General features: G+C 74.4%; 20 protein-coding genes. 16 read left to right on the top strand and 4 right to left on the bottom strand.

Annotated features, from left to right (window positions below; translation table 11 throughout):
- Positions 1–44 precede the first annotated feature (44 nt).
- The 3 genes from ABZ573_RS07350 to ABZ573_RS07340 all read left to right on the top strand — a co-directional run bounded on the left by ABZ573_RS07350 (position 45) and on the right by ABZ573_RS07340 (position 4143).
- Positions 45–2018: a bifunctional adenosylcobinamide kinase/adenosylcobinamide-phosphate guanylyltransferase gene (locus ABZ573_RS07350; protein WP_151456669.1), complete on the top strand. Its 1974-nt coding sequence runs from the start codon at positions 45–47 to the stop codon at positions 2016–2018.
- A complete protein-coding gene (cobS, locus tag ABZ573_RS07345; protein ID WP_358116496.1) occupies positions 2008–2781 on the top strand; it encodes an adenosylcobinamide-GDP ribazoletransferase in 774 nt (257 codons plus the stop codon). The genes ABZ573_RS07350 and cobS overlap by 11 nt, the downstream gene beginning before the upstream one ends.
- Positions 2782–2847: 66 nt before the next feature.
- The gene (locus ABZ573_RS07340) at positions 2848–4143 is read left to right on the top strand and encodes a DUF2314 domain-containing protein (protein ID WP_327029181.1); all 1296 of its coding nucleotides are present in this window, start codon (positions 2848–2850) and stop codon (positions 4141–4143) included.
- 135 nt (positions 4144–4278) lie between these two features.
- Here the strand turns inward: ABZ573_RS07340 and gcvT are convergent, their stop codons facing one another.
- Positions 4279–5403, bottom strand: coding sequence for a glycine cleavage system aminomethyltransferase GcvT (gene gcvT, locus ABZ573_RS07335; RefSeq protein WP_358116492.1), 1125 nt, complete (start codon positions 5401–5403; stop codon positions 4279–4281).
- A 161-nt stretch (positions 5404–5564) separates the two neighbouring features.
- Here gcvT and ABZ573_RS07330 point away from each other — a divergent pair, with 161 nt between their 5' ends.
- Positions 5565–7136 carry a leucyl aminopeptidase gene (locus ABZ573_RS07330; protein ID WP_151456449.1) on the top strand — a complete coding sequence of 524 codons (1572 nt, stop codon included), beginning with the start codon at positions 5565–5567 and terminating at the stop codon, positions 7134–7136.
- A gap of 69 nt (positions 7137–7205) precedes the next feature.
- Here the strand turns inward: ABZ573_RS07330 and ABZ573_RS07325 are convergent, their stop codons facing one another.
- A complete protein-coding gene (locus tag ABZ573_RS07325) occupies positions 7206–7535 on the bottom strand; it encodes a hypothetical protein (protein WP_151456448.1) in 330 nt (109 codons plus the stop codon).
- A 179-nt stretch (positions 7536–7714) separates the two neighbouring features.
- Between ABZ573_RS07325 and lpdA the strand changes: the two genes are divergently transcribed.
- The 7 genes from lpdA (at position 7715) to ABZ573_RS07290 (ending at position 15936) form a co-directional block, all read left to right on the top strand.
- Positions 7715–9106, top strand: coding sequence for a dihydrolipoyl dehydrogenase (gene lpdA / locus ABZ573_RS07320; protein ID WP_151456447.1), 1392 nt, complete (start codon positions 7715–7717; stop codon positions 9104–9106).
- Between the two features lie 66 nt (positions 9107–9172).
- Positions 9173–10996 (top strand): 2-oxoglutarate dehydrogenase, E2 component, dihydrolipoamide succinyltransferase, encoded by a 1824-nt coding sequence (sucB, locus tag ABZ573_RS07315; RefSeq protein ID WP_151456446.1) that lies wholly within the window; start codon positions 9173–9175, stop codon positions 10994–10996.
- Between the two features lie 213 nt (positions 10997–11209).
- Positions 11210–12541, top strand: coding sequence for a low temperature requirement protein A (locus ABZ573_RS07310; RefSeq protein WP_151456445.1), 1332 nt, complete (start codon positions 11210–11212; stop codon positions 12539–12541).
- 226 nt (positions 12542–12767) lie between these two features.
- Positions 12768–13265, top strand: a complete 498-nt coding sequence (locus ABZ573_RS07305) for a hemerythrin domain-containing protein (protein WP_327029184.1) — start codon at positions 12768–12770, stop codon at positions 13263–13265.
- 130 nt (positions 13266–13395) lie between these two features.
- The gene (locus ABZ573_RS07300; protein WP_327029185.1) at positions 13396–14313 is read left to right on the top strand and encodes an LLM class flavin-dependent oxidoreductase; all 918 of its coding nucleotides are present in this window, start codon (positions 13396–13398) and stop codon (positions 14311–14313) included.
- Positions 14314–14402: 89 nt separating this feature from the next.
- Complete coding sequence (locus tag ABZ573_RS07295; RefSeq protein WP_358116484.1) at positions 14403–14930, top strand: M23 family metallopeptidase; 528 nt, start codon at positions 14403–14405, stop codon at positions 14928–14930.
- 103 nt (positions 14931–15033) lie between these two features.
- Complete coding sequence (locus ABZ573_RS07290) at positions 15034–15936, top strand: TIGR01777 family oxidoreductase (protein ID WP_327029186.1); 903 nt, start codon at positions 15034–15036, stop codon at positions 15934–15936.
- A gap of 80 nt (positions 15937–16016) precedes the next feature.
- Here the strand turns inward: ABZ573_RS07290 and ABZ573_RS07285 are convergent, their stop codons facing one another.
- Positions 16017–17252, bottom strand: a complete 1236-nt coding sequence (locus ABZ573_RS07285; protein WP_358116481.1) for a PHB depolymerase family esterase — start codon at positions 17250–17252, stop codon at positions 16017–16019.
- A 161-nt stretch (positions 17253–17413) separates the two neighbouring features.
- On the opposite strand from ABZ573_RS07285, the gene ABZ573_RS07280 reads away from it, so the two are divergent.
- The 3 genes from ABZ573_RS07280 (at position 17414) to ABZ573_RS07270 (ending at position 20375) form a co-directional block, all read left to right on the top strand.
- Complete coding sequence (locus ABZ573_RS07280; protein ID WP_327029188.1) at positions 17414–19234, top strand: DUF2079 domain-containing protein; 1821 nt, start codon at positions 17414–17416, stop codon at positions 19232–19234.
- Positions 19235–19337: 103 nt separating this feature from the next.
- Positions 19338–19979 carry a lipoyl(octanoyl) transferase LipB gene (gene lipB / locus ABZ573_RS07275; RefSeq protein WP_358116478.1) on the top strand — a complete coding sequence of 214 codons (642 nt, stop codon included), beginning with the start codon at positions 19338–19340 and terminating at the stop codon, positions 19977–19979.
- Between the two features lie 3 nt (positions 19980–19982).
- Positions 19983–20375 (top strand): VOC family protein, encoded by a 393-nt coding sequence (locus tag ABZ573_RS07270; protein ID WP_327029190.1) that lies wholly within the window; start codon positions 19983–19985, stop codon positions 20373–20375.
- 173 nt (positions 20376–20548) lie between these two features.
- Here ABZ573_RS07270 and aspS read toward each other — a convergent pair whose 3' ends face one another.
- Entirely contained in the window at positions 20549–21835 is a 1287-nt protein-coding gene (aspS, locus tag ABZ573_RS07265) for an aspartate--tRNA(Asn) ligase (RefSeq protein ID WP_358116475.1), read from the bottom strand.
- Positions 21836–22274: 439 nt separating this feature from the next.
- Here aspS and lipA point away from each other — a divergent pair, with 439 nt between their 5' ends.
- Positions 22275–23324, top strand: a complete 1050-nt coding sequence (gene lipA / locus ABZ573_RS07260; RefSeq protein WP_192581533.1) for a lipoyl synthase — start codon at positions 22275–22277, stop codon at positions 23322–23324.
- 130 nt (positions 23325–23454) lie between these two features.
- Positions 23455–25161 carry a hypothetical protein gene (locus ABZ573_RS07255; protein WP_358116768.1) on the top strand — a complete coding sequence of 569 codons (1707 nt, stop codon included), beginning with the start codon at positions 23455–23457 and terminating at the stop codon, positions 25159–25161.
- The last annotated feature ends 60 nt before the right edge of the window (positions 25162–25221 follow it).

The following is a 25221-nucleotide window of genomic DNA, read 5'->3' as shown; positions in this document are numbered from 1 at the left end:
ACCTCCGGGGGGCCGCACCCGGGCGCTGGCTCTAAAGTACGGGCATGTCCGTTGACGGGTGGAACACGGTCCTGGTGCTCGGCGGTATCCGGTCCGGAAAGTCCGAGTTCGCCGAGGCCCTGGTCGCCGACGCGCCGACGGTCCGCTACGTGGCCACGGCCGCCGACGCGCCGGCCGACGACGCGGAGTGGGCGGCCCGGCTGGCGGCGCACCGCGAGCGCCGACCGGAGACCTGGACCACCGAGGAGACCGCGGCCGACCCGCGCCGCCTCGCGGACGTGCTGGCCTCCGCCGGGCCCAACGAGACGCTGCTCGTCGACGACCTCGGCGGCTGGGTGACCGTGCTGCTCGACCCGGCGCACCAGCCGGCGGACGACACCGCCACCATCGCCGAGCTGGCGGCGGCGGTGCGCTCCTGCGCGGCCCGGCTGGTGCTGGTCAGCCCCGAGGTCGGGCTCTCCCTGGTGCCCACCACCCCGCTCGGGCGGGCCTTCACCGACGCGCTGGGCGCGGCCAACCGGGCGGTCGCCGACGCCTGCGACGCGGTCGTCCTCGTGGTCGCCGGCCAGGCCGCCTGGCTCAAGCCCGGCGCCCCGCACCCGGCCACCGTGCCCACACAGGCCGGCCCCGCACAGGCCGGCGCCCCGGGCGTTCCCGGCGGCGCTGGCGGGTCGGTGGCCGCGTCGGAGCCCTCCCCGGACGTGTTCACCCCCACGCCGCCGACCGCACCGGACGCGGTGCCCGGCGCCGAGCCGACCGGCACCGCCTGGGCCGCCCCGACCATGGCGCTGCCGATGGTCGCCACGGGCCTGGTCATCCAGCCCGGCATGGAACTGCCCATGCCCGACGAGTACGCCGGCCCGCAGGCGATCGAGCGGCTCGCCACCCTGGACGTGCCCGGGTCGGGGCTGGGCGTGCTGGAGCGGGCCGTCGGGTTCGCCGCCGCCACCCAGGGCACCGTCACCCCGGCCCCGTGGGGCCGGGTGCGGGTGCTGCTGCTGCACGGCGACCACCTCGGCGACGCCGCCGCCGGCACCGTGGAGGGCGAGTCGACGCGCCGCGCCCGGCAGGCCCGCGCCGGGCAGGGGGCGCTGGCCCGGCTGGCCGCCGAGAGTGGCGCCGAGCTCCAGGTGGTGGAGGTCCCGGCGTCCGCGCCGATGGAGACCGAACCCACGCTGACCGGCGAGCAGGTCGAGGTCGCCCTGCGCTACGGCTGGCGGCTTGCCGAGGAGGCCGCCGACGCGGGCGTACGACTGCTGGTGCTCGGGGCGTGCGGCGCCGGCACCGAGGCCGCCGCGGCGGCGGTGCTGGTGGCGACGGCGGGCGCCGAGGCGCCGGCGGTGCTCCGGCGGGTCGTCACCGACTCGGGCGAGATCGACGACGCGGCCTGGATGCGGCGGTGCGCGGCGGTACGGGACGCGCTGCACCGCACCCGGAACTCGCCGCGCAGCGCCAAGGACGTGCTGGCCGAACTGGGCGGCGGGGACGTCGCCGTGGCCACCGGCGTGCTGCTCGGCGCCACCGCCCGCCGGCTGCCGGTGATGCTCGACGGTCCGGTCGGGGTGGCCGCCGCCATGGTCACCCGCGACCTGGCCGGGCAGGCCCGGCACTGGTGCCTGCTGGCCGACCACGGCGGGCACCCCGCCGTCCAGCTCGGCGCCGACGTGCTCGGCCTGACCCCGCTGCTCGACCTGCGGCTCGACCTGGGCGAGGGCGCGAACGCGCTGGCCGCGCTGCCGCTGCTGCGCTCGGTGCTGGCGCTGGCCGCCGCGCTGCCGGCCCACCCGTCGCTCGGCGGCGGCGAGGACGACGAGCCGGAGACCGCGCCGGACACCGACGAGCCCGACTTCCGCGAGCCGGAGCCCGCCGGCCCCGGACCGACCAGCACCGAACCCGACTTCCGCGAGCCGGAGCCCGCCGGCCCCGGGCCGACCAGCACCGAGGCCGACCTCCGCGAGCCCGGCAGCGCCGGGCCGGACACGGAAGCGGTGGACCCGTCCGGCCGGCGTGCCGGCTGAGTCGCGGTTCGCCGACGGGGCGCGGCTGGCGCTGACCACCTTCACCACCCTGCCGGTACCCGCCGGCCGCATCGACCGGTCGGTGGCGGGCACGGCGATGGCGCTCGCCCCGGCGGTCGGCGCGCTGCTCGGCGTCGTCCTCGCCGGCGTCCTGCTGCTTCCCGGTGCGCTCGCGCCCCCGCTGGTCGCGGCGGCGGTGACCGTCGGCGTCGGGGCGCTGCTCACCCGGGGGCTGCACCTCGACGGGCTGGCCGACACCGTGGACGCGCTGGGGTCGTACCGGCGGGGGGACGCCGCGCTGGAGATCATGAAGAAGCCGGACGTGGGCCCGTTCGGGGTGGTCGCGCTGGTGGTCGTACTCCTGGTGCAGGCGGCGGCCCTCGCGGAGCTGGCGGGACGGTCGTGGCCGGCGGCGCTCGCGGCGGTGGTCACGGCGACCGCCGCCGGCCGGCTCGGGGTGGCGGTGGCCTGCCGGCGCGGGGTGCCGGCCGCCCGCCCGGAGGGGCTCGGCGCGCTGGTCGCGGGCACCGTCGGGCCGGTCGCCCTGGCCGCCGGGGCGGTCGCCGTCGCGCTGCCGGCGCTCGCGGCCGTGCCGGGCCGCCCGTGGCAGGGGCCACTCGCCGTCACCGTGGCACTCGCCGTCGCGGTGGGGCTGCTGCGACACGTGGTACGCCGGCTCGGCGGCGTCACCGGCGACGTGCTCGGCGCGACCGTGGAGGTGGTCACCACGCTGGTCTACCTGGGAGTGGTGCTGTCCGGCTGAACGGGGCGCACCGCGCCGGGTAGCGTTCTCCCACGACAGCACCGGCGCGGCCAACCGGGGGACGACATGCTCATCACGGACGACTTCCTGCCCGTACCGGTTCCGGAGTCGCTGAGCGCGACCTACCTGGTGCCCATGACGGGGCTGCCGAAGGTGAGCGCGAAGACGGCGGTGGCGCGGCTCACCGGCCGGCTGGCGGAGCCGGTGCACGGGCTCGCGCGGCACATGCTCGACAGCCCGCTGATGAGCGTCGACACCCGGCCGATCGGCGAGTTCCCCGAGCTGCCGCCGGACCTGCTCACCGCGTTCGGCGCCACCGAGGCGCAGCTGGCCCGGCTGGCCGCCGCGAGCCACCTGGTCGTGGTGCAGGCCGAGTACCGGCCCGGCTGGCCGCCGGCCCACGAGTGGGCGGCCCGGGCGGTGGCCGCCGCCGTCGCCGAGTCCGTCGACGGCGACGTGGTGGACGTGTTCGGCCTCCAGTTCCTCGACCCGGCGACGGCGCTGCGCTCGCTCCCCGACGACCAGGGGCGGATCCGGCTGGTCGACTGGGTGCTGGTGCCCTACTCCTCCGACGCCGAGGGGCTCTGGTTCACCACGAAGGGGCTGCGCCGCTTCGGGCTGCTGGAGTTGCAGACCCAGGGCGTGCCGGACCACCTGACCCGGGCCTGGGGCGCGGTGATGACCGGGGCCGCCCGGCGGCTGCTGCGGGACTGGACCGACGGGCTCTCCGGGGAGGAGGTGCCGGCGTTCGTGCAGCTGCCGGTGCTGGCCACGGTGACCGGGCACGACATCGCGGTGGCGTACGGCAATCCGGAACAGCACGGCGCGACGGCGCCGGTGCTGCTGCGCCTGGAGCTGGACCCGGCCACCGACCCCGACGCCGACTCGTTCCTCAGCCTGCGCCCGCCCGCCGGGCATCCGGGGCCGGACGGCCGCTACTACGCCGCCGCCTGCGCCACCCTCTTCGCCGGCATCCAGCCGGACGTGCGCTACGCCCGGGCGGGCGACGCGATGAGCAGGGCGGTCGCCACCGCCCGGGCCGGGCTGGGCGACATCCGGGCCCGGTTCCTCGCCGGCCAGCTCCCGCCGGAGACGCAGCTCGTGGTCAAGTACGGCCTGCCCGGCGACGACGGCCCGGAGCTGGTCTGGGCCGGGGTGACCTCGTGGGACACCCCGGAGCGGATCGTGGCCGCCAGCGCCAGCGACGCCAACACCGACCCGACCGTGCGCATCGGCTCACCGGTCATCGTGGAGGCCACCGACGTCGTCGACTGGGCCGTCCTCGACGGCACCGGCGTCATCGAGGGCGGCTGGACCCAGGCCGTCCTGGACGCCGGCGAACGCCCCCACCCCCCACTCTGACCCCCGCTCTCCCCCCCACCCTCCCACTCCCACTCCCCCGTTGATCATGAAGTTGTTGCCGGGACACGCCGGTCCGGGTGACAACAACTTCATGATCAACGGGGGGAAGGGGGCCGGGGCCGGGGGTGAGAGGGGTCAGCGCACCGAGGGGGTTACGAACGGGGGGCGGGTGACGCGCATCTGGGCGCGGCGGCCGCGGATGTCCACCTCTACCAGGTCGCCGTCGATCAGCTTCGCGGCGGTGTCGAGGAGGGCGAGGGCGACGCCCTGCTTCTTCGTCGGCGAGAACGTGCCGCTGGTGATCGTGCCGACCTCCGCGTCGCCGACGTGCACCGTCATGCCGGGGCGCGGGATCGCCCGGTCGACCGCCTCCAGGCCGCGCAGCGTACGCCTCGGGCCGGCGGCCTTCTCCGCGAGCAGCGCGTCGCGGCCCCAGAAGGCCGGCTTGTCCCAGCCGACCGCCCAGCCGGAGCGGCCCTGCACCGGGGTGATCTCCGGCGACAGGTCCTGACCGTGCAGCGGGTAGCCCATCTCGGTGCGCAGGGTGTCCCGGGCGGCCAGCCCGCAGGCGCGCAGGTCGGCGTCCGCCGCGAAGAGCGCGTCCCAGACCGCGACCGCGTCGGCCGCCGGCACCACCAGCTCGTAGCCCAGCTCCCCGGTGTAGCCGGTGCGGCACACGGTCAGCTCGACCCCGTCGAGCGTCGCCGTGGAGAAGCTCATGTAGTCGTGCCCGGTCGGCAGGCCCAGCGCGCCGAGCAGCTCCGCCGAGCGCGGGCCCTGCACGGCGAGGACGGCGTACGCCTCGTGCTCGTCGGTGACCGTGACCGACGCCGGGGCGGCGGCGCGCAGCCGGCGCACCACCTCGACGGTGTTCGCGGCGTTCGGGATGAGGAAGACGTGGTCGTCGGCGTGCAGGTAGGCGATGATGTCGTCCACCACGCCGCCGGTGGCGTCGTCGCAGCAGAGGGTGTACTGCGCCCGGCCCGGCCCGATCCGGCCCAGGTCGTTGCTGAGGCAGGCGTTGACGAACTCCGCCGCGCCCGGCCCGGTCACCCGCGCCTTGCCCAGGTGGGAGACGTCGAACACGCCCACCCCGGTCCGCACCGAGGTGTGTTCCTTCAGCACCCCGCCCCCGGCGTACTCCAGCGGCATCTCCCAGCCACCGAACGGGGCGAACTTGGCGCCGCGAGCGGTGTGCCGCTCGTGCAGCGGGGAACGGCGCAGCCGGGTCGCGGCGGCGTCGGAGGTCACGTCGGTCATGGGTGGGAACTTACCGGGAGCTGGGCGGCTGGTTAGCATCGGCGGGACCCGTCGGAGCCGTCGACGGGACAGCCCCGACCTCCGACGGGTACGTTCCGCCGGAGACCTCCATCGCCGGTACGCGACGACGCGACCGGCCCGGCCCGCCCGGAGTAGCTTCAGTGACATCGCCCAGCACCACCCTGAGCCTGGTCGACACCGACCCCGCCGAGCTCGCCGTCGACGCGATCGTGATCGGCCTGCACAGCCAGACCGGCGAGCAGGACGCCACCACCGGCCTGGCCGGAACCCTGCTGCTGGCCAGCGGCGCGGAGAGCATCGCCGCCGCCTTCGACGGCAAGCTGACCGAGACGCTGGCCCTGCTCGGCGCGACCGGCGCCCCCGGCGAGGTGATCAAGCTGGCCACGCTGGGCACCGTGACCGCCCCGGTGGTCGCCGCCGTCGGGCTCGGCCCGGAGCCGACCGGCGCCGCCCCTGCCCCGGAGACCCTGCGCCGGGCCGCCGGCGGGGCCGTACGGGCGCTCGCGGGCGCGCCGCGGGTGGCGCTCGCGCTGCCGCTGCCGGACGACGCCGACGCGCCTGCGGCGCTGCGCGCGGTGGCGGAGGGCGCGCTGCTCGGCGGCTACCGCTTCGCCGGCTACAAGACCCGGCCGCAGCCGTCCCGGCGGGAGCCGGTGGCCGAGGTGCTGGTCGCCGTGCCGGACGCCGGTGACGCCGGCGCCCAGGCCGAGATCGCCCGCGCCCAAGTGGTGTGCGGCGCGGTCCGGCGCAGCCGGGACTGGGTCAACACCGCCCCGAATGAGCTGCGCCCGCCGTCCTTCGCCGACTCGGTGGCGGACTCCGCCCGGGAGGCCGGCCTGACGGTCGAGGTGCTCGACGAGGCGGCCCTGGCCGCCGGCGGGTACGGCGGCATCATCGCCGTCGGGCAGGGCTCGGAGGCCCCGCCGCGGCTGGTGAAGCTGACCTACACCCCGGCCGGCGGTGGCAACGGCAAGCGGGTGGCGCTCGTCGGCAAGGGCATCACCTTCGACACCGGCGGCATCTCGATCAAGCCGGCGCAGGGCATGTGGGAGATGAAGTCCGACATGGGAGGCGCCGCGGCGGTGGCCGCGACCATGCTGGCGGTCGCCGCGCTCAAGCCGTCGGTGGCCGTGACGGCGTACCTGCCGATGGCGGAGAACATGCCGTCCGGGCGGTCGTACCGGCCGGGTGACGTGATCAGCATGTACAACGGCAAGAAGGTGGAGGTGCTCAACACCGACGCCGAGGGCCGGATGATCCTGGCCGACGCGATGGCGCGGGCCTGCGAGGACGGCTGCGACTACCTCTTCGAGACCTCCACCCTCACGGGCGGGCAGGTGGTCGCGCTGGGCAAGCGGATCGCCGGCGTGATGGGCAGCCCCGAGCTGTGCGAGCGGGTCCGCACCGCCGGCGACGCGGTCGGCGAGCCGGCCTGGCCGATGCCGCTGCCGGACGACGTACGCAAGGGCATGGACTCCGACGTCGCCGACATCTCCCAGGTCAACGCCGGCATGGACCGGGCGGGGCACATGCTCCAGGGCGGGGTGTTCCTGCGGGAGTTCGTCAGCGCCGACGTCGACTGGGCGCACATCGACATCGCGGGCCCGAGCTACCACTCGGGCGAGGCGACCGGCTACTGGACCAAGGGCGGCACGGGCGTGCCGGTCCGCACGCTCGTCCAGCTGGTGGAGGACGTCGCCGCCAACGGCTGACGTACGCGAAGGAGGGCCCCTCGTCGAACGAGGGGCCCTCCTTGCGTTCTCACCCGGCCGGGCGCCGGCTCAATACAGCTCGGGGCGGCGCTTGCGGCGCTCGTTGTAGTCGCGCATCCGCTGCGGGTAGCCCATCAGCCGCACGTCGTAGACCGGGATGCCCATCCGGTACGCGAAGCGGCGGGCGCCGTCGGGGCCGTCGATGCGGCGGCGGGTCCACTCCCCGTCGTCGGCGATCAGCATGACCGTGGTCTCGGTGACGGTGGTCCGCGGCTCGATGTAGGCCTCGACCCCGCGCCGGCTGCGGACGAAGCCCTCCAGGTGCTCCAGATCGGCGCGGTCGGCGGCCCGGTCGAGGCTGACCGCCCGCGTCTTCTTGCGTCGCCGGAACAGTCCCACCGAGCGTCTCCCCATCAGTCCGTCATCGAAGCCAGGGCCAAGCGTACGTGTCACGGACGTGTCGTTGGGCACCTCACTACGCGGGCGGCGGGCGGTGGTGACAAGATGACCGAGGTGGGGTGTGCCCGTTGTTGCCCCGCCGTGACCCCCGAAGCAGTGACGCGACCTGGGAGTTGAACGTGAGCGAGCCGAACGACGCAACCTTCGACATCGTCATCCTCGGAGGTGGCAGCGGCGGCTACGCGACCGCCCTGCGCGCCGTCCAGCTGGGCCTGAAGGTCGCGCTGGTCGAGAAGGGCAAGCTCGGCGGCACCTGCCTGCACAACGGTTGCATCCCGACCAAGGCGCTGCTGCACGCGGCCGAGATCGCCGACCAGACCCGCGAGTCGGAGCAGTTCGGCGTGAAGGCCGAGCTGGTCGGCATCGACATGGCGGGGGTCAACGCCTACAAGGACGGCGTGATCTCCCGGCTCTACAAGGGCCTGCAGGGCATGCTCAAGGGCAACAAGTCGATCACCATCGTCGAGGGCCACGGCAAGCTGGTCGGCAAGAACGTCGTCGAGGTCGACGGCAAGCGCTACACCGGCCGCAACATCGTGCTGGCCTCCGGTTCGTACGCCAAGAGCCTGCCCGGCCTGGAGGTCGACGGCGAGCGGGTCATCACCAGCGACCACGCGCTCACCCTCGACCGGGTCCCGGCCTCGGCGATCGTGCTCGGTGGTGGCGTGATCGGCGTCGAGTTCGCCAGCGTGTGGAAGTCCTTCGGGGTGGACGTCACGATCGTCGAGGCGCTCCCCCGGCTGGTCGCGGCCGAGGACGAGGAGTCCTCGAAGGCGCTGGAGCGGGCGTTCCGCAAGCGGAAGATCAACTTCAAGGTCGGCAAGCCGTTCGAGAAGGTCGAGAAGACCGACAAGGGCGTCAAGGTCAGCATCGCCGGCGGTGACACCGTCGAGGCGGAGCTGCTGCTGGTCGCCGTCGGCCGCGGCCCGAACACCGCCGACCTCGGCTACGAGGAGCAGGGCGTCAAGATGGACCGCGGCTACGTGCTGACCGACGAGCGGCTGCGCACCAGCGTGCCGAACGTCTACGCCGTCGGCGACATCGTGCCCGGCCTTCAGCTCGCCCACCGGGGCTTCCAGCAGGGCATCTTCGTCGCCGAGGAGATCGCCGGGCAGAACCCGGCCGTCATCGACGAGGTCGGCATCCCCCGCGTCACCTACTCCGACCCGGAGCTGGCGTCGGTCGGCCTGACCGAGGCGAAGGCCAAGGAGCAGTACGGCGCCGACAAGGTCAAGACCTACAACTACAACCTGGGCGGCAACGGCAAGAGCCAGATCCTCAAGACGGCCGGCTTCGTCAAGCTCGTCCGGGTGGAGGACGGCCCCGTCGTCGGCGTGCACATGGTCGGCGCCCGGGTCGGCGAGATGGTCGGCGAGGCGCAGCTCATCTACAACTGGGAGGCGTACCCGGCCGAGGTGGCGCAGCTCGTGCACGCCCACCCGACGCAGAACGAGGCCCTGGGCGAGGCGCACCTGGCGCTCGCCGGCAAGCCGCTGCACGCACACGCCTGATCACGACAACCGCGGCGTCCGGCGACGGGCGATGATCCCACCAGGGGAATGAAGGAGTCTTTGAAGATGCCGGTATCGGTCACCATGCCCCGGCTCGGTGAGAGCGTCACCGAGGGCACCGTCACGCGCTGGCTCAAGCAGGAGGGCGACACCGTCGAGGTCGACGAGCCCCTGCTCGAGGTGTCGACCGACAAGGTCGACACCGAGATCCCGTCCCCGGCGGCGGGCGTGCTGAGCCGGATCGTGGTCGGCGAGGACGAGACCGCCGAGGTCGGCAGCGAGCTGGCCGTGATCGCGGGCGAGGGCGAGTCCACCGGCGGCGGCGAGACCGCCCCGCAGCAGGAGGAGCCGGCCGAGGAGGCCGCCGAGGCCGCCGAGGAGCCGCAGGCCGAGGCGGAGCAGCCGGCCGTCGAGGAGCCGGAGACCCAGGCGCAGGCCGCGCCGGCGCCGTCGGGCGAGGGCACCCCGGTCAAGATGCCGGCCCTGGGCGAGAGCGTCACCGAGGGCACTGTCACCCGCTGGCTCAAGCAGGTCGGCGACACCGTCGAGGTGGACGAGCCCCTGCTGGAGGTCTCCACCGACAAGGTCGACACCGAGATCCCGTCGCCGGTGGCCGGCACGGTCCTGGAGATCAAGGTTCCCGAGGACGAGACCGCCGCGGTCGGCGCCGACCTGGCCGTGATCGGCGCCGCCGGCGCCGCCCCGGCCGAGGCGAAGCCGGAGCCGAAGCCCGAGCCCAAGGCGGAGGCCAAGCCCGAGCCGAAGCCCGAGCCGAAGGCCGAGGCCAAGCCGGAGCCCAAGGCTGAGGAGCCGACCCCGGGCATGTCGTACAACGAGCCGTCGGCGGAGGCCGAGACCTCGGCGCAGCCCGCGCAGGCCGAGCAGAAGGCCGTGCCGTCGGCCCCGGCCCAGCAGCGCCCGTCGGCGCCCGCCCAGGGCGGCGAGGAGGCCGCCGGCTACGTGACCCCGCTGGTGCGCAAGCTGGCCAGCGAGCACGGCGTCGACCTCTCCTCGGTCAACGGCACCGGCGTCGGTGGCCGGATCCGCAAGCAGGACGTGCTGGAGGCGGCGGAGAAGGCGAAGGCCGCCAAGGCCGCGCCGGCCCCGGCGCAGCAGCCCGCCGCGGCTGCCCCGGCCAAGCCGGCCGCCAAGCCGCAGCCGAGCGCCAAGCGCGGCAGCACCGAGAAGCTCCCCCGGATCCGCGCGACGATCGCCAAGCGGATGCAGCAGTCGCTGCACGAGATGGCGCAGTTGACCACCGTGGTCGAGGTGGACGTCACCAAGGTCGCCAAGCTGCGGGCGCAGGCCAAGGAGTCGTTCCAGCAGCGGCACGGCGTCAAGCTGTCGTTCCTGCCGTTCTTCGCCCTCGCGGCGGTCGAGGCGCTGCAGGCGTACCCGATCGTCAACGCCAGCATGGACCTCGACGCCGGCACGATCACCTACCCGGACTCGGAGAACCTCGGCATCGCCGTGGACACCGAGCGGGGCCTGATGGTGCCGGTGATCCACGGCGCGGGCGACCTGAACCTGGGTGGCATCGCCAAGCGGATCGCCGACCTGGCCGAGCGCACCCGGACCAACAAGATCAGCCCGGACGAGATCGCCGGGGCGACCTTCACGCTGACCAACACCGGCAGCCGGGGCGCCCTCTTCGACACCCCGATCGTGCCGTCGCCGCAGTCGGCGATGCTCGGCACGGGTGCCGTGGTCAAGCGTCCGGTCGTCGTCAACGACCCGGAGCTGGGCGAGGTCATCGCCGTCCGGTCGATGGTCTACCTGGCCCTGTCGTACGACCACCGGCTGATCGACGGCGCGGACGCCGCCCGCTTCCTGGTCGCGGTCAAGGAGCGGCTGGAGTCGGGCAACTTCGAGGCCGAGCTCGGCCTGTAGTTCCCGCCCGACGGCACGAAGGGCGCCCCGGTCACCGACCGGGGCGCCCTTTCGCCGTCCGGCCGCCCGGCCTGCGCGCCGTCTGGTTCCCCGCCGCCCGACCGGCCCGCCGTCCGGCCGCCCGTCGCCTGGTTCGCCCGCCGCCCGGCCCGCGCGCCGCCGGGCTGGCGCGATTCCGGCCCGGCCGGGACAGGGCGCTGCCAGAGTGGTTGGGTGGGTGTCATCCGGTGGCGCGAGCGGCTGGGACCGGCCGTCTCGATCGCCCCCGGCGCCCGGGTCGACCGGTTCGAGGTCTTCTTCGACCTGGTCTTCGTCTTCTCGTTCTTCATCATCACCCGGACCACCGCCGCCAACATCTCCGGTTGGTCGCTCGTGCACGCCATGCTCGTGCTGGCCGTGCTCTGGTGGTGCTGGGTGGTGCACTGCGTGGTCGCCACCCGGGTCCGGCTCGGTGAGGGCTTCGTCCCCGTGCTGATGGTCATCGGCATGGCCGCGCTGTTCTGCTTCGCGCTCTCCCTCCCCCAGGCGTTCAGCGACGCGACCGACGTGGCCGCCGGGCCGATGGTCGTAGCGCTCAGCTACGTGGTGATCAGGGGTGTGCACCTGGCGCTGTACTGGCACGTCGCGCAGGAGAGACCCGGGGAGCGGCGGCTGCTGCTGAAGTACTCCCCGGAGGTCACGATCAGCACCATGCTGCTCACGGCCGCCGCGCTGATCCCGCCCCAGATCGAGGACCCGGACCGGGCGGCGATGCTGCGCGACGGCCTGTGGGTCAGCGTCGTCCTGCTCCAGTACGGCATGGGCCTGGTCGCCGGCGCCTGGGGCTGGATGGTGACCTCCGCCGAGCACTGGACGGAGCGGTACGACCTCATCCTGATCATCGCCCTGGGCGAGTCGGTCATCTCCGTCGGCGTCGGCAGCAACCTGCTCGGCCAGCCGCCCACGTGGCCGGCGGTCGCCGCGGCGGTGCTCGGCATCTTCTTCACGGCCGCGCTCTGGTGGGCGCACTACGACGTGATCGCACCGGCCGCCCGGATAGCCCTGCACGCGGCCGAGGGCCGGCCCCGGGTCTCGATGGCCCGCGACGCGTACGCCTACATGTACCTGCCGATGATCGCCGGAATCATCCTGTTCGCCCTCGGCGCCGAGGAGATCGTGCACCAGGTCGCCGATCCGGACACGCCCGTCGGGGACCCCACGATCGGCCCCGGTGTCCTGCTGCTGTTCGGCGGGGTCGCCTGCTACCTGTGCGCGAACATGCTGTTCCAGTGGCGCACCCTGCGTACCGTCTCGTGGACCAGGGTCGGTGCCGTGCTCCTCCTGGCCGCCACCGTTCCCGTCGGCCAACGGCTGCCGGGGCTGGCCGCCCTCGCCCTGCTCACCACGATCTGCGTCGGGCTGGTGGCCGTCGAGGCGGTGGTCATGGCGGACTCCCGGCGCGCCCTGCGCGAGATGGTCTTCGAGGAGAAGACCACCCACGAGGCGCACGAGGCCGCCTGGCGCGCCCGCTGGCGCGAGCCCACCCCGGACGAGCCGTCGACCTGACACCTGGGCACCGGAGCACCCGGATGTCATCCCTCGGCCCACGGCGCCGGGTAGCACCTCGTAGCACGCTCGTCAGGATTACGCCGTGGTCACCATCCGGCCCGTCCGTCGGCCCTGACGGGGCACGTGGCCTCGCGCCTGCTGTCGTAGGCTGGCCACAGCGTCGCGGTGCACCCGGCAAGGAGACCGCCGAGGGCATGGAGGCGCGGGACCGCATGGGAAACACATGCCTCCGTTCACGCCCGACGAGCGCCTGCGGGCCTTCGGCAACCAACTGATCGAGATCCACCTCTGGCTCCGCGAGGAGCTCGCCCGCCTGCGCGACGGCGTGGGCGACCCCGGCGTACGGCCGAGGGACCTGCGGACCCACTGCCTGGCCTTCTGCGCGGCGCTGACCCGGCACCACACCGGCGAGGACGCCGGGGCGTTCCGGGTGCTGGCCGAGCAGGTGCCCGAACTGGTCCCCGTGCTGCGCGAGCTTGAGGCCGACCATCACATCGTGGCCGAGGCCCTGCACCGGGTCGAGGAGCTGGCCGACGCCACCGCGCCGCCGCACGAGGTGCGGGCCGAGCTGGACACCCTCGCCGCGCTGCTCGAGACGCACTTCGTCTACGAGGAGAAGAAGCTCGTCGGCGCGCTCAACGCGCTGACAGCCGGCAGCACCAAGGGGCTCCTCGGGGTGCCCCTCCCGCCGCTCGACCGTGACCCTGGACCGGTCCACTGACCCGTACCCGGGCGAGCGCGCCGGCGGCACCACGGGGTCCACGCGACGTTCGGCCCGGCCCGGGTCTGCCGGTAGCAGAATCGCCGCGGTCGGGCTTTGTCGGCGGGCCCGGGCCCGGCAGGGTGGGCGCATGGCGATCTTCTCTCTCCAGGCGGTCCCGTCCGACGGCCCGGGCTGGCTGGACCTGGCCCGGCGGGCCGAGGCAGCCGGCTTCGACACCCTGTTCACCGCCGACCATCCGGGTTCGGCGGCGTCCCCCTTCGTCTCGCTGGCCGCCGCGGCGGCGGTGACCTCGACGATCGGCCTGGGCTCGTACGTCTCCAACGCCGGCGTCCGCGAGCCGATGCTGCTCGCCTCGGACGTGGCCTCCCTCGACCTGTTGTCGGGCGGGCGGGCCCGGTTCGGCCTCGGCGCCGGCCACACCCCCGCCGAGTGGCGCGCGGTCGGCCGGGAGCGCCCCGACGTCGCCGGGCGGGTACGCCGCTGCCTGGCCGTGGCCGAGGCCGTCCGCGCCCTGCTCGACGGCGAGGAGGTCACCGTCGACTCCCCCGACCTGGTCCTGCGGGGCGCGCGGCTGGAGGCCCCGCGCCCGGTGCAGCGGCGGATCCCGTTCACCCTCGGCACGGCGAACTCGGCGATGCTGCGCTGGGCCGGCGCGCACGCCGACGTGGTCGGGCTGTCCGGCCTGGGGCGCACGCTGCCTGACGGTCACCGGCACGACGTGCGCTGGCGCGAGGCGGACATCGAGGCGCAACTGGCCTGCGTCGCCGCCGGGGCGGAAGGGCGGGCCGAGCCACCGGTGCTGGAATCGCTCGTGCAGCACGTCGCCGTCACCGACGACGCCGAGGCCGCCGCCGCGCCGACCGCCGAACGGATCGGGCTGAGCGTCGCCGAGCTGCTCGCGACGCCGTTCGTGCTCATCGGCACCGAGGACGAGATCGTCGCGGCAGTCGCCGCACACCGGCGTCGCTGGGGCGTCACCCGCTTCGTCGTACGCGAGGACGCACTCGACCCGCTCACGCCGGTGCTGGCCCGCCTCGCCGCCTGAGCGACGCATCGACGGCAATCGGGGCGGGGACGCTTCCGGTCATCGAAACTTTCTGACATCATCCGGCAGATAGATCGAAGGTTATGACCATGGAGGTTCGGATGCGTACCCGCCTGACGAGTTCCCTCAGCGTCGCCCTGCTGGCGACCGCCGCCTTCCTGGTGCCGGCGTCGCCCGCCGCCGCCGCGCCGTCGTTCCGCACACCCTTCCCGTGCAACCAGACGTGGTCCGGCCAGACCCGCACCGCCCACAGCCCGCAGTACGCGATCGACTTCAACCGGACCGACGACCACGGCGATCCGGTCAAGGCCAGCGCCCCGGGCACGGTGGACGTCGTCGCCAACCTCGGCGACACCAGCTACGGGCGGTACGTGCGGATCAACCACGGCAACGGGTACACCACCTACTACGCCCACCTCAGCGGATTCAACGTCTCGGTCGGCCAGTCCGTCGGCTACAGCACCACCATCGGGTACGTGGGCAACAGCGGCGGCTCCTCCGGCTCGCACCTGCACTACGAGCAGCGCCTGAACGGCAGCGACATCAAGGTGCGCTTCAGCGGCAACCTGGCGCTCTACTTCGGGACGCAGAACTACACGCGTACCGCCGGCTGCTGATCCGGCGCGACGCCGCCGGCCGGCCGGTCGGCGGCGTCGCCCCGGTACGGTGCGCGCCCGCCACAGCGCATCCGATCCGCCGTCCGTACCCGAAGATGGGAGCATGCGGATCCTCATGGCCGGCGCGTCCGGCTTCCTCGGCACCCGGCTGGTCGACCGGCTCACGGCGGAAGGCCACCAGGTCACCCGGCTGGTCCGCCGGCCGCCGCGCACCGCCGACGAGCGGCAGTGGAACCCGTCCGCCGCGCAGCTCGACCCGGCGGTGGTGGCGGAGGCGGACGCGGTCGTCAACCTGGCCGGCGCGGGCGTGGGCGACAAGCGGTGGAACGACGGGTACCGGCAGCTGATCCGGTCCAGCCGGGTCGACACCACCACCACGCTGGCGATCACCATCGCCGGCCTGCCCGAAGCCGACCGGCCGAGGACACTGCTGAACTCCTCGGCGGTCGGCTGGTACGGCAACACCGGCGACCGGGCGGTCGAGGAGGACGCCCCGGCGGGCGAGGGCTTCCTGGCCGACGTCTGCCGGGTCTGGGAGGCCGCGACCCGGCCGGCCGAGGACGCGGGCGTACGCGTCGTGCGGCTGCGCATCGGGCTGCCGCTGCACCGCGACGGCGGGCTGCTCAAGCCGCAACTGCTGCCCTTCCGGCTGGGCATCGCCGGGCGGCTCGGCAGCGGCCGGCAGTGGCTGCCATGGATCTCCATGGCGGACTGGCTGGACGCCGCGCGGTTCGTGCTGGACCGCGACGACCTGGTGGGGCCGGTCAACCTGGTCGGGCCGGCCCCGGTGACCAACGCCGAGTTCACCCGGGAGCTGGCCCGGCAGCTGCGCCGGCCGGCGATCGTCCCGATCCCGGCGCTGGCGTTGAAGGTGGTGCTGGGCGGCTTCGCCCACGAGGCGCTGACCAGCACCCGCGTCCTCCCGGGCGTGCTCACCGGGGCCGGCTTCACCTACCGCCACCCCACTTTGGCCGCCGCCCTGCACGCGGCCCTCACCGCCCCCTGAGCCGGTCGACCATGAAGTTGTCGTCACGCCGCGCGGGGCGGGGTGACGACAACTTCGTGATCGGCGCGTCGGGAGCGGGATCAGCAGCCGATCACCCAGTGGTTGGGGCCGGTCTGCTTGAGGGTGCTGGTGTAAAAGGTGTTGTAGAGGCCCATCCGCTGGTTCGAGCCGTTGGCGTAGGCGTAGCCGCCGGACTGGTAGGCGCGACCGGCGGCGACGTGCGCGTAGTTGCTGGCCGTGACGCAGGTCGGCGCTGCGGTCGGGCTGGCGGTCGGGGAGGCGGTGGGGCTCGCGGTCGGGGACGCGGTGGGGCTCGCCGTCGGCGTCGGGGTGGGGTTCGTCCCGCCGTTCAGGCCGAAGAAGACCGCGTCGTGGTACGCCGAGCAGATGGTGTCGAGCATGTACGCGGCGGCGGTGCCGCACTGCTCGGCACCCGGGCCCGGGTCGACCGGGGTGCCGTGACCCATGCCGGAGACCCGGTAGACGCGCACGTCGTTGTTGCCGTACACCTCCAGGCTGGTGTTGGCGGGCAGCGACGCGGTGCTGGTGGGGGTCTGCGAGACGCCCCGGACGTTGGTCCACTGGTCGCGCAGCTCGGTGGCGTTGGCCGGCACGACGGTGGAGTCCGACGTGCCGTGCCAGATGGCGACCCGGGGGCGCGGGCCGGTGTGCCCGGGGTACGCGGCCCGGACCACGTTGCCCCACTCCTGCGGGGTCTTGTTCACCCCGCTGTACTGGCAGGTGCTGGTGGAGGCGGGCGGCGAGCAGCGGTACGGCAGGCCGGCGACGACCGAGCCGGCGGCGAAGACGTCCGGGTAGGTGGCCAGCATGACCGCGCTCATTCCCCCGCCGGCGGAGAGGCCGCTGACGAACACCCGGCGGGCGTCGGTGCCGTAGTTGTTCCGCGCGTGGTCGACCATCTGCCTGATCGACAGGGCCTCGCCGGAGCCTCGGGTGATGTCCTGCTCGACGAACCAGTTGAAGCAGCTCAGCGGCTGGTTGGCGCTGGACTGCTGCGGCACGATCAGGGTGAACTTCCACTGGTCGGCGAACTTCTGCCAGCCGGAGTTGGCGAAGTAGCCGGCCGCGTTCTGGGTGCAGCCGTGCAGCAGCACGACGGCCGGGGCGCCCGCCGGCAGGTTGTCCGGCCGGTACGCGTACATGGCGAGGTTGCCCGGGTTGGAGCCGAAGTTGGTGACCTGGGTGAGGGTGGCGGCCTGGGCGGGGGCGGCGACGGTCGCCACCGCGGCGGCGGCGAGGACCATCCCGGCGACCGCGCCGGTCAGCCGGGAGAGCAGGGACGGGGAGCGGCGCACGGGGCCTCCTGGGGACGGGGTGTGAACTGGGTCACCCGCGAATTGCCGCGACGTTACGTCGATACGTCGATGTTGTGACATGGGGCACGGTCACACATTCCGTGCCCGAAGGATGTGCGTCCTGACCGGCGTGCCCCGGTGCGGTTGGTAACGTCCGCTGCGTGCCGACCTCCCCGTCCCTGGCGCCTTCGCCGGCCTCGCCGCCCCGCGTCGTCCGCCACCGGCGGGCCGACCTGATCGTGGCGCTGGTCGCGCTGGCGCTCGCCGTCTGGGTGACCAGCGGGCTGTGGCAGGACCCGAACGCCCGCGCCATCACGGTCAACTCCAGCGACCAGGCGCTCTTCGAGTGGCTGCTGGCCTTCGGCGGCCACGCGGTGACCCACGGCGACGACCCGCTCTTCACCTACCTGGTCAACGTCCCCGACGGGGTGAACCTCGCGGTCAACACCTCGATCACCGTGTACGCGGTGGTCTTCGCGCCGCTGACGTACCTGATCGGGCCGCCGGCCACGTTCCTGGTGATCCTCACCCTCAACCTGGCCGCCACCGCGTTCGCCTGGTACTGGCTGCTCTCCCGGCACCTGGTCCGCAGCCCGCTCGCCGCCGCCGTCGGTGGGCTGTTCATCGGCTTCTCCCCCGGCATGGTCTCGCACGCCAACGCGCACCTGAACTGGACGGCGGGCTGGCTGGTGCCGCTGCTGATCTGGCGGACCTTCGCGCTGCGCGGCTCCCGGCACCCGCTGCGCGACGGCGCGATCCTCGGCCTGCTCGTCGCCGTCGCCTTCTCCATCGCCGCCGAGGGGCTCTTCTTCACGGCGCTGGCCCTCGGCGTCTTCGTCGCCGTCTGGGCACTGCACCCGGCCCGCCGCGCCGAGGCCCGCGCGGCGCTGCCGACCTTCCTGCGCGGCCTCGGCGTGACCGCCGTCGTCGCGGGCGTGCTGCTGGCGTACCCGCTGTGGCTGCACTTCGCCGGCCCGCAGCGCTTCCACGGCACCGGCTTCGACGCGGTCATCCACTCCGAGGACGTCGTCGCCTACGGGGCGTACCCGCGCCGCTCGCTGGCCGGGGAGGTGGGCCTGGGTACCCGGCTGGCGCCGAACCCGACCGAGGAGAACTCGTTCTTCGGCATCGGGCTGCTGCTGCTCACCGTCGCCTGCTTCGTGGCGCTGTGGCGCCGGGCCGACGCGGCCCGCCGGGCGACGCTCTGGGCGCTGGGCGTGACCGCCGTCGTGTTCACCGTGCTCTCCTTCGGCCCCGAGGCCAAGATCGACGGCCGCCGTACGGACCTGCCGATGCCGTTCGACCTGCTCGGGCACCTGCCGGTGGTGAACGCCGCCCTGCCCGCCCGGCTGGCGCTGGTCGTGGCACCGGTGATCGGGGTGCTGCTCGCGTACGCCGTCGACCAGCTCCGCGCCGATCCGCCCCGGCGCCGCCGGACGCGGCTGGCCTGGTGGGCGGGGTTCGCGCTGGCGCTGCTGCCGCTGGTGCCGACGCCGCTGCTGACCATCGAACGCGAGCCGATCCCGCGCTTCATCACCGCCGGGACGTGGCGGGAGTACGTCTCCCCCGGCGGGGTGCTGACCCCGGTGCCGCTGACCCTCGACGTCTACCCCGACGGCCAGCGCTGGCAGGCGTACGCGCTGGCGCACCGGCAGGGCGAGTTCGCCATCCCCTCCGGTTTCTTCCTCGGCCCCGGCGGCCCGGACGGGCGGGGACGGATCGGCCCGCCGCCGCGCCCGTTCAGCGCGCTGGTGGACCAGGCCGGCCGGACCGGGCTGGTGCCGATCATCACGGAGGGCAGCCTCCAGGAGGTCCGCGCCGACCTGCGGCACTGGCGGGTCGAGACGATCGTGCTGCCCGACGAGGTGCACGGGGCGAAGTGGCCGGTCGACGAGGAGGCCGTCCGGCGTACGGTGACCTCGCTGCTCGGCCCGCCCGAGCGGGTGGACGACGTGTGGCTGTGGCGGGTCCCGCAGGGCTGAGCCGTCGCCCCGGCCGATCGCGGGCAGCCGGCCCCGCCGCCGGGTCCCGCCGTGAGCCGCGTCACCGCTGGTGACCGGCCGGTACGGGTCTAGGCTTGGCAGCGTGACCACGACGACCTCCGGCCTCACGGCCGTCCGCGCCGGTGTCCTCGACTACCAGGCCGCCTGGGACGAGCAGCGCCGGCTGCACGAGTCGGTGGTGGCCGGCGAGCGCGGCGACACCGTGCTGCTGCTGGAGCACCCGAGCGTCTACACCGCCGGCAAGCGCACGGAGCCGTGGGACCGCCCCATGGACGGCACCCCCGTCGTCGACGTGGACCGGGGCGGCAAGATCACCTGGCACGGCCCGGGGCAGCTGGTCGGCTACCCCATCGTGCGGCTGCCCGACCCGGTCGACGTGGTCGCCTACGTCCGCCGCACCGAGCAGCTGCTGATCGACGTCTGCGCCGAGTTCGGGCTGACCGCCGGCCGGGTCGAGGGGCGCAGCGGGGTCTGGGTGCCCGAGGACGACCGGGGCCCGGCGCGCAAGGTCGCGGCCATCGGCATCCGGGTCGCCCGCGGGGTGACCCTGCACGGCTTCTCCATCAACTGCGACTGCGACCTGGGCCACTTCGACCGGATCGTGCCCTGCGGCATCCGCGACGCCGGGGTCACCTCGCTCACCGCCGAGCTGGGCCGCCCGGTGTCCGTGGTTGACGTACTGCCGGTGGTGGAGCGCCACCTCCCCACCCTCGTCACGGCCTGACCGGTGCGGATCGACCTGGTCACGATCGTCGTGGCCGAGTACGACCCGGCCATCGAGTTCTTCACCGGGGTGCTCGGCTTCGAGCTGGTGGAGGACTCCCCGTCGCTCACCAACGACGGCCGGCCGAAGCGCTGGGTCGTCGTCCGCCCGCCCGGCGCGCAGACCGGGCTGCTGCTGGCCCGCGCCGACGGCGACCGGCAGGCTCGATCGGTCGGGGACCAGGTCGCCGGCCGGGTCGGCTTCTTCCTCCAGGTCGACGACTTCGACGCCGTCCACCGGCGGATGGTCGAGGCGGGCGTCGAGTTCGTGAAGCCCCCGCGCACGGAACCGTACGGCCGGGTCGCCGTCTTCCGCGACATAGCCGGCAACCCCTGGGACCTCCTCGGCCCACCCTGAACACCCCCGCCCCCGCCCCCGCCCCCGTCCCGCCCCCGCCCCCGCCCCGCCCCGCCCCGCCCCGCCCCGCCCCGTTGATCATGAAGTTGTTGTCACGACACGCCGATGCCGACGACAACAACTTCATGATCAACGCGGGCCAGGGGGAGGGAGGGGGCGGCGGCCGGGGGGGGCTATGGGGTTAGGCGGTGGAGGTCGCGGGGGAAGGCGGTGACCTCTCGGACGTTGGTTGCGCCCGTCAGGCGGGCCACGAAGCGTTCCAGGCCGATGGCGAAGCCGCCGTGCGGGGGCATGCCGTGCCGGAACGCGTCCACGTAGCCGGCGTACGGCTCGACCGGCTCGCCCCGGGCGGCGAGCGCCGCCAGGTAGTCGGCGTGCCGGTGCAGCCGCTGCCCGCCCGTCACCAGCTCCAGTCCCCGGAAGAGCAGGTCGAACCCGTTGGAGTACGCGGGCCGCGCCGGGTCCGGGTGGGTGTAGAAGGGCCGCTTCGCCATCGGGTAGCCGGTGACGAAGAGGAACTCCGAGCCGTGCTCCCGCCGCGCCCACTCGCCCAGCGCCCGCTCGTGCGCCGGGGCCAGGTCCGGCTCGTCGGCCGGCGCGCCCGCGATCCTGAGCGCCTCGGTGAAGTGCACGGCGGGGATCTCGGCCGGCACGTCCGGGGCCGACACCCCGAGAGTGGCGAGCGCGCCCCCGGCCCGCTCCCGTACCGCGTCGAGCATGCCGGCCACGGTGTGCCGCAGCACGGCCATGACGTCCCGGTGGTCGGCGACGAAGCCCAGCTCGGCGTCGAGCGACGTGTACTGCGCCAGGTGCCGGACCGTGTCGTGCGGCTCGGCCCGGAACACCGGCCCCACCTCGTAGACGCGCTCGAAGACGCCGACCATGAGCTGCTTGTAGAACTGCGGCGACTGCGCCAGGTACGCGGGCCGGCCGAACCAGTCGAGCGCGAAGACGTTCGCCCCGCTCTCGGTGGACGAGCCGACGACCTTCGGCGTGTGGATCTCCACGAAGTCGCGGGCGTCGAGCGTGGCCCGGAACCCGGCCACCGCCGCCGCCGAGACGCGCAGCGCCGCCGCCCGGGTCGGGTGGCGCAGCGCGACGGGCGCGTGGTCGAGCTGGGTGGGCAGGCTCGCGGTGAGCGCCGGCCGGTACAGGTCGAACGGCGGCGGCACGGCGGGCGGGCCGAGCGGTCGTACCGTCGGCGCGGTCAGCTCGACCCCGGCGGGCGCGGTCGGGTTCGCGACCACCGTGCCGGTGACCTCGACGACCGTCTCCTCGGTGAGTGCCTCCACCTCGGCGCGCACGGCCGGGTCGGTGACCACCACCTGGGTCAGGCCGGCGGCGTCCCGGACGATCAGGAAGGCCACCGACTTGAGCAGCCGGCGGCGGTGCACCCAGCCGGCGATCCGGACGGGTACGCCGACGTGGGCGGAGAGTTGGCGGGACAGGACACGTTGCATGGCAGGGCTGCCTCTCGGTCGATCGCGACGCCTGCCAGCGGGGTGGCGGGCGTCGCCCCAACCCCGTCAGGTGTGGGCGAGCGGGAAACCTCGCGGTGCCACCACACCTTCGCCCCCGCGGACGGGGGCCTCGTTCGTCGCCTTTTCACCGGGGCCAGCCGGGCGGGCTCTACTGGGCTCTGCGTGCGGAAGGGGCCCTTCGTCCACCGGAGGCGTTGAGAAGGTGCCCTTCCTTGCATGCCGTTCTTCCCGCAGCTCGGGAGGGTCTTCGCGGGCCCGGTGCCAGACCGCCTCGCAGCAACCGGCGGCTCTCTTCAACTGGCGGGTCGGGGCGCTACTCGGCTCCGTCACAGCTCTGGCGGGCACGCTAGCACCCCCGCCGAGCCTTCTGTGACTGGTTTTTCCCGGCCCCGGTGTCCGGCGTCACAAGACTCCCGGGGTGACGCCGGTCGCCCGAACTACATCGACGGCGGCCGTCGGGCGTAGGCTCGGTTTTGTGACGATCGAGCACTCCGCGCCGACGACCGGCCAGGCAGCGCGCACGACGACGCCCGCCCCCGAGGGGCGGCGCCTCCTGCGGATCGAGGCGCGCAACGCCGAGACGCCGATCGAGCGCAAACCGCCGTGGATCAAGGTCAAGGCCAAGATGGGGCCGGAGTACACCCAGCTGCGCGGGCTCGTCTCGCGCGAAGGGCTGCACACCGTCTGCCAGGAGGCCGGCTGCCCCAACATCTACGAGTGCTGGGAGGACCGGGAGGCCACCTTCCTCATCGGTGGCGACCAGTGCACCCGGCGCTGCGACTTCTGCCAGATCGACACCGGCAAGCCGGCCGAGTTCGACGCCGACGAGCCGCGCCGCGTCGCCGAGTCGGTGGTCTCGATGGGCCTGCGCTACGCGACCATCACCGGGGTGGCCCGCGACGACCTGCCCGACGGCGGCGCCTGGCTCTACGCCGAGACCGTCCGGCAGATCCACGCCCTCCAGCCGGGCTGCGGCGTCGAGCTGCTGATCCCCGACTTCAACGCGGTCCCCGAGCAGCTCGCCGAGGTCTTCGGCGCCCGGCCGGAGGTGCTCGCCCACAACGTGGAGACCGTGCCGCGGATCTTCAAGCGGATCCGGCCGGCCTTCCGCTACGAGCGGTCGCTGGACGTGATCCGGCAGGCCCGCGCCGACGGGCTGGTCACCAAGTCCAACCTGATCCTGGGCATGGGCGAGGAGCGCGCCGAGGTCTCCCAGGCGCTGCGCGACCTGCACGAGGCCGGCTGCGAGCTGATCACCATCACGCAGTACCTGCGCCCCACCCCCCGGCACCACCCCGTCACCCGCTGGGTCAAGCCGGAGGAGTTCGTCGAGCTGCGCGAGGAGGCCGAAGAGATCGGCTTCGCGGGCGTGATGAGCGGGCCGCTGGTGCGCTCGTCGTACCGCGCCGGGCGGCTCTACCGGCAGGCGCTCGAGGCCCGCGAGGGCCTTCCGGTCACCGCCGGCTGACCACCCCGGCGACGCGCCGGCACCGTTCGACCACGGGCCGGCGGCAAACTGCCATGATCGGCTCATGACGGTCGGCGTACGCCAGCGGTGGCGTGACTCGCGTCCCGCGCTCCCGCCCGACCGGCGGCGCGTGCTGCCGACCGTCCTCGCCGTGCTCGCCGTCGTGGCCGGGACCGGCTACCGCCTCGGTCTCCTGCTGCACGACGCCCCGCCGACCAACAGCGACGAGGCCACCATGGGCCTGGCCGCACTGCACATCTCCCGCGGGCAGGAGTTCCCCGTCTGGTTCTACGGCCAGGCGTACATGGGCACGCTGGAGGCCTACCTGGCCGCGCCGGTGTTCGCGCTGGTCGGCCCGTCGACGCTCGGGCTGCGCCTGCCCACCCTCGCCCTGTACGCGGTCTTCGTCGTGCTCGCCTGGCGGCTGACGCTGCGGCTGACCGGGGACCACTGGTTCGCCCTGCTCGTCGTGGTGCTGCTGGCGCTCGGCTCGGACCGGGTGGTGAAGAACCAGCTCATCGCCGGGGGCGGCTACCCGGAGATGAACGCGGCCGGGGTGGCGCTCGCCGTGCTGGCGTACGACCTGGCGGCCGGCCGCCCCGGACGCCGACTGCCGCGCTGGGCGGGGTGGGGATTCCTGGCCGGGCTGATGCTCTGGGTGGACCCGCTGGTGCTGCCGTACGTGGCCGCGACCGGCGCGGTGCTCCTCGCGTACGGCCGGCGGGAGCTGCGCGGCCGGGCCGGGGTGCTGCTCGGTGCCGCCGCGCTCGTCGGGGCCGGGCCGCTGCTGGTGCACAGCCTGGCGGCGGGGCGCAATCCGATCGCGGCGGTGCTCGCCGCCGGTGGCTCCGGGCAGCCCGCCGGCTGGGCGGACCGGCTGCACGGCGGGCTGGTGCTCGGCCCGCCGCTGGGCATGGGCTTCTGCTCCCCGAGCCGCTGCACGCCCGGCCAGTCGTGGTGGGCGGTCGCCCTCCCGCTGCTGCTCCTCGCGGCCGCCCTTTCGGCCTGGCGCACGCTGCGCCCACCCGTCGCAGATCTTGGACAGTTGCCGTCAGCTCTGAACGGCAACTGTCCAAGATCCATCGTGGCGGCGGGCGGGGCGGTCCGGCTCGCCCTGGTGGTCGCGGCCGTCGGGACGCTCGCCCTGTACACGGCCAGCAGCGCTGCGGGCCGCACGCCGGTGGAAAGCTCCCGGTACCTGTCCTGCCTGCTCATCTCCGTTCCGGCCCTGCTCTGGCCGCTCTGGTCGGCCGCCCGCCGCGCACTCCGACCGGTCACGGCCGGCACGGTCACGGCCGGCACGGACACGGCGGGGCCAGGCCTGGCCGGAACGGTCACGGCCGGGGCAGGCATTGCCGGAGCGGACGGTGTCCGGACACGCGGTGGCGCGGGGGCCGGGGCGCGGTGGCGGGGCATGACGGGCATCGCGGCGGCCATGGTGCTCGCGGCCACGCTGGGCACCGCCGCCGTGGCCACCGGCGGCGCGGTCGACGCCGCGCCGGCCGCCCGCGCCGCCGAGGCGCGGCACGCCGGACTGGTCGCCGCGCTGCGCCAGCGGGGCGTCCGGCACGTGTACGGCGGCTACTGGACCTGCAACCGGCTCACCTTCGCCACCCGCGAGGACGTGCTCTGCGCGGTCGTCGACGACGACCTGCGCCCGGGGCACGACCGGTACCTGCCGTACCGCCGGGCGGTGCGGCAGGCGGCGGCACCGGCCTGGGTCGCGCCGGCCGGCTCACCGCTGGCGGCCCGCCTGGACGAGCGCCGGCACGCCGATCCGGCCGCGCTCGACCTGGTCACCGTCCCCGGCTGGCGGATCTACCTGCCCCGCCCCTGACCGGCTCCTTCGCTCCTGGTCCCACGCCCACCGGCCGGTCGCCCGACCGGTCGCCCTCGA

The organism is Micromonospora sp. NPDC007220, from assembly GCF_040634035.1.
Lineage (GTDB): Bacteria > Actinomycetota > Actinomycetes > Mycobacteriales > Micromonosporaceae > Micromonospora > Micromonospora reichwaldensis.
This window is presented reverse-complemented; position numbering and strand designations above follow the sequence as displayed.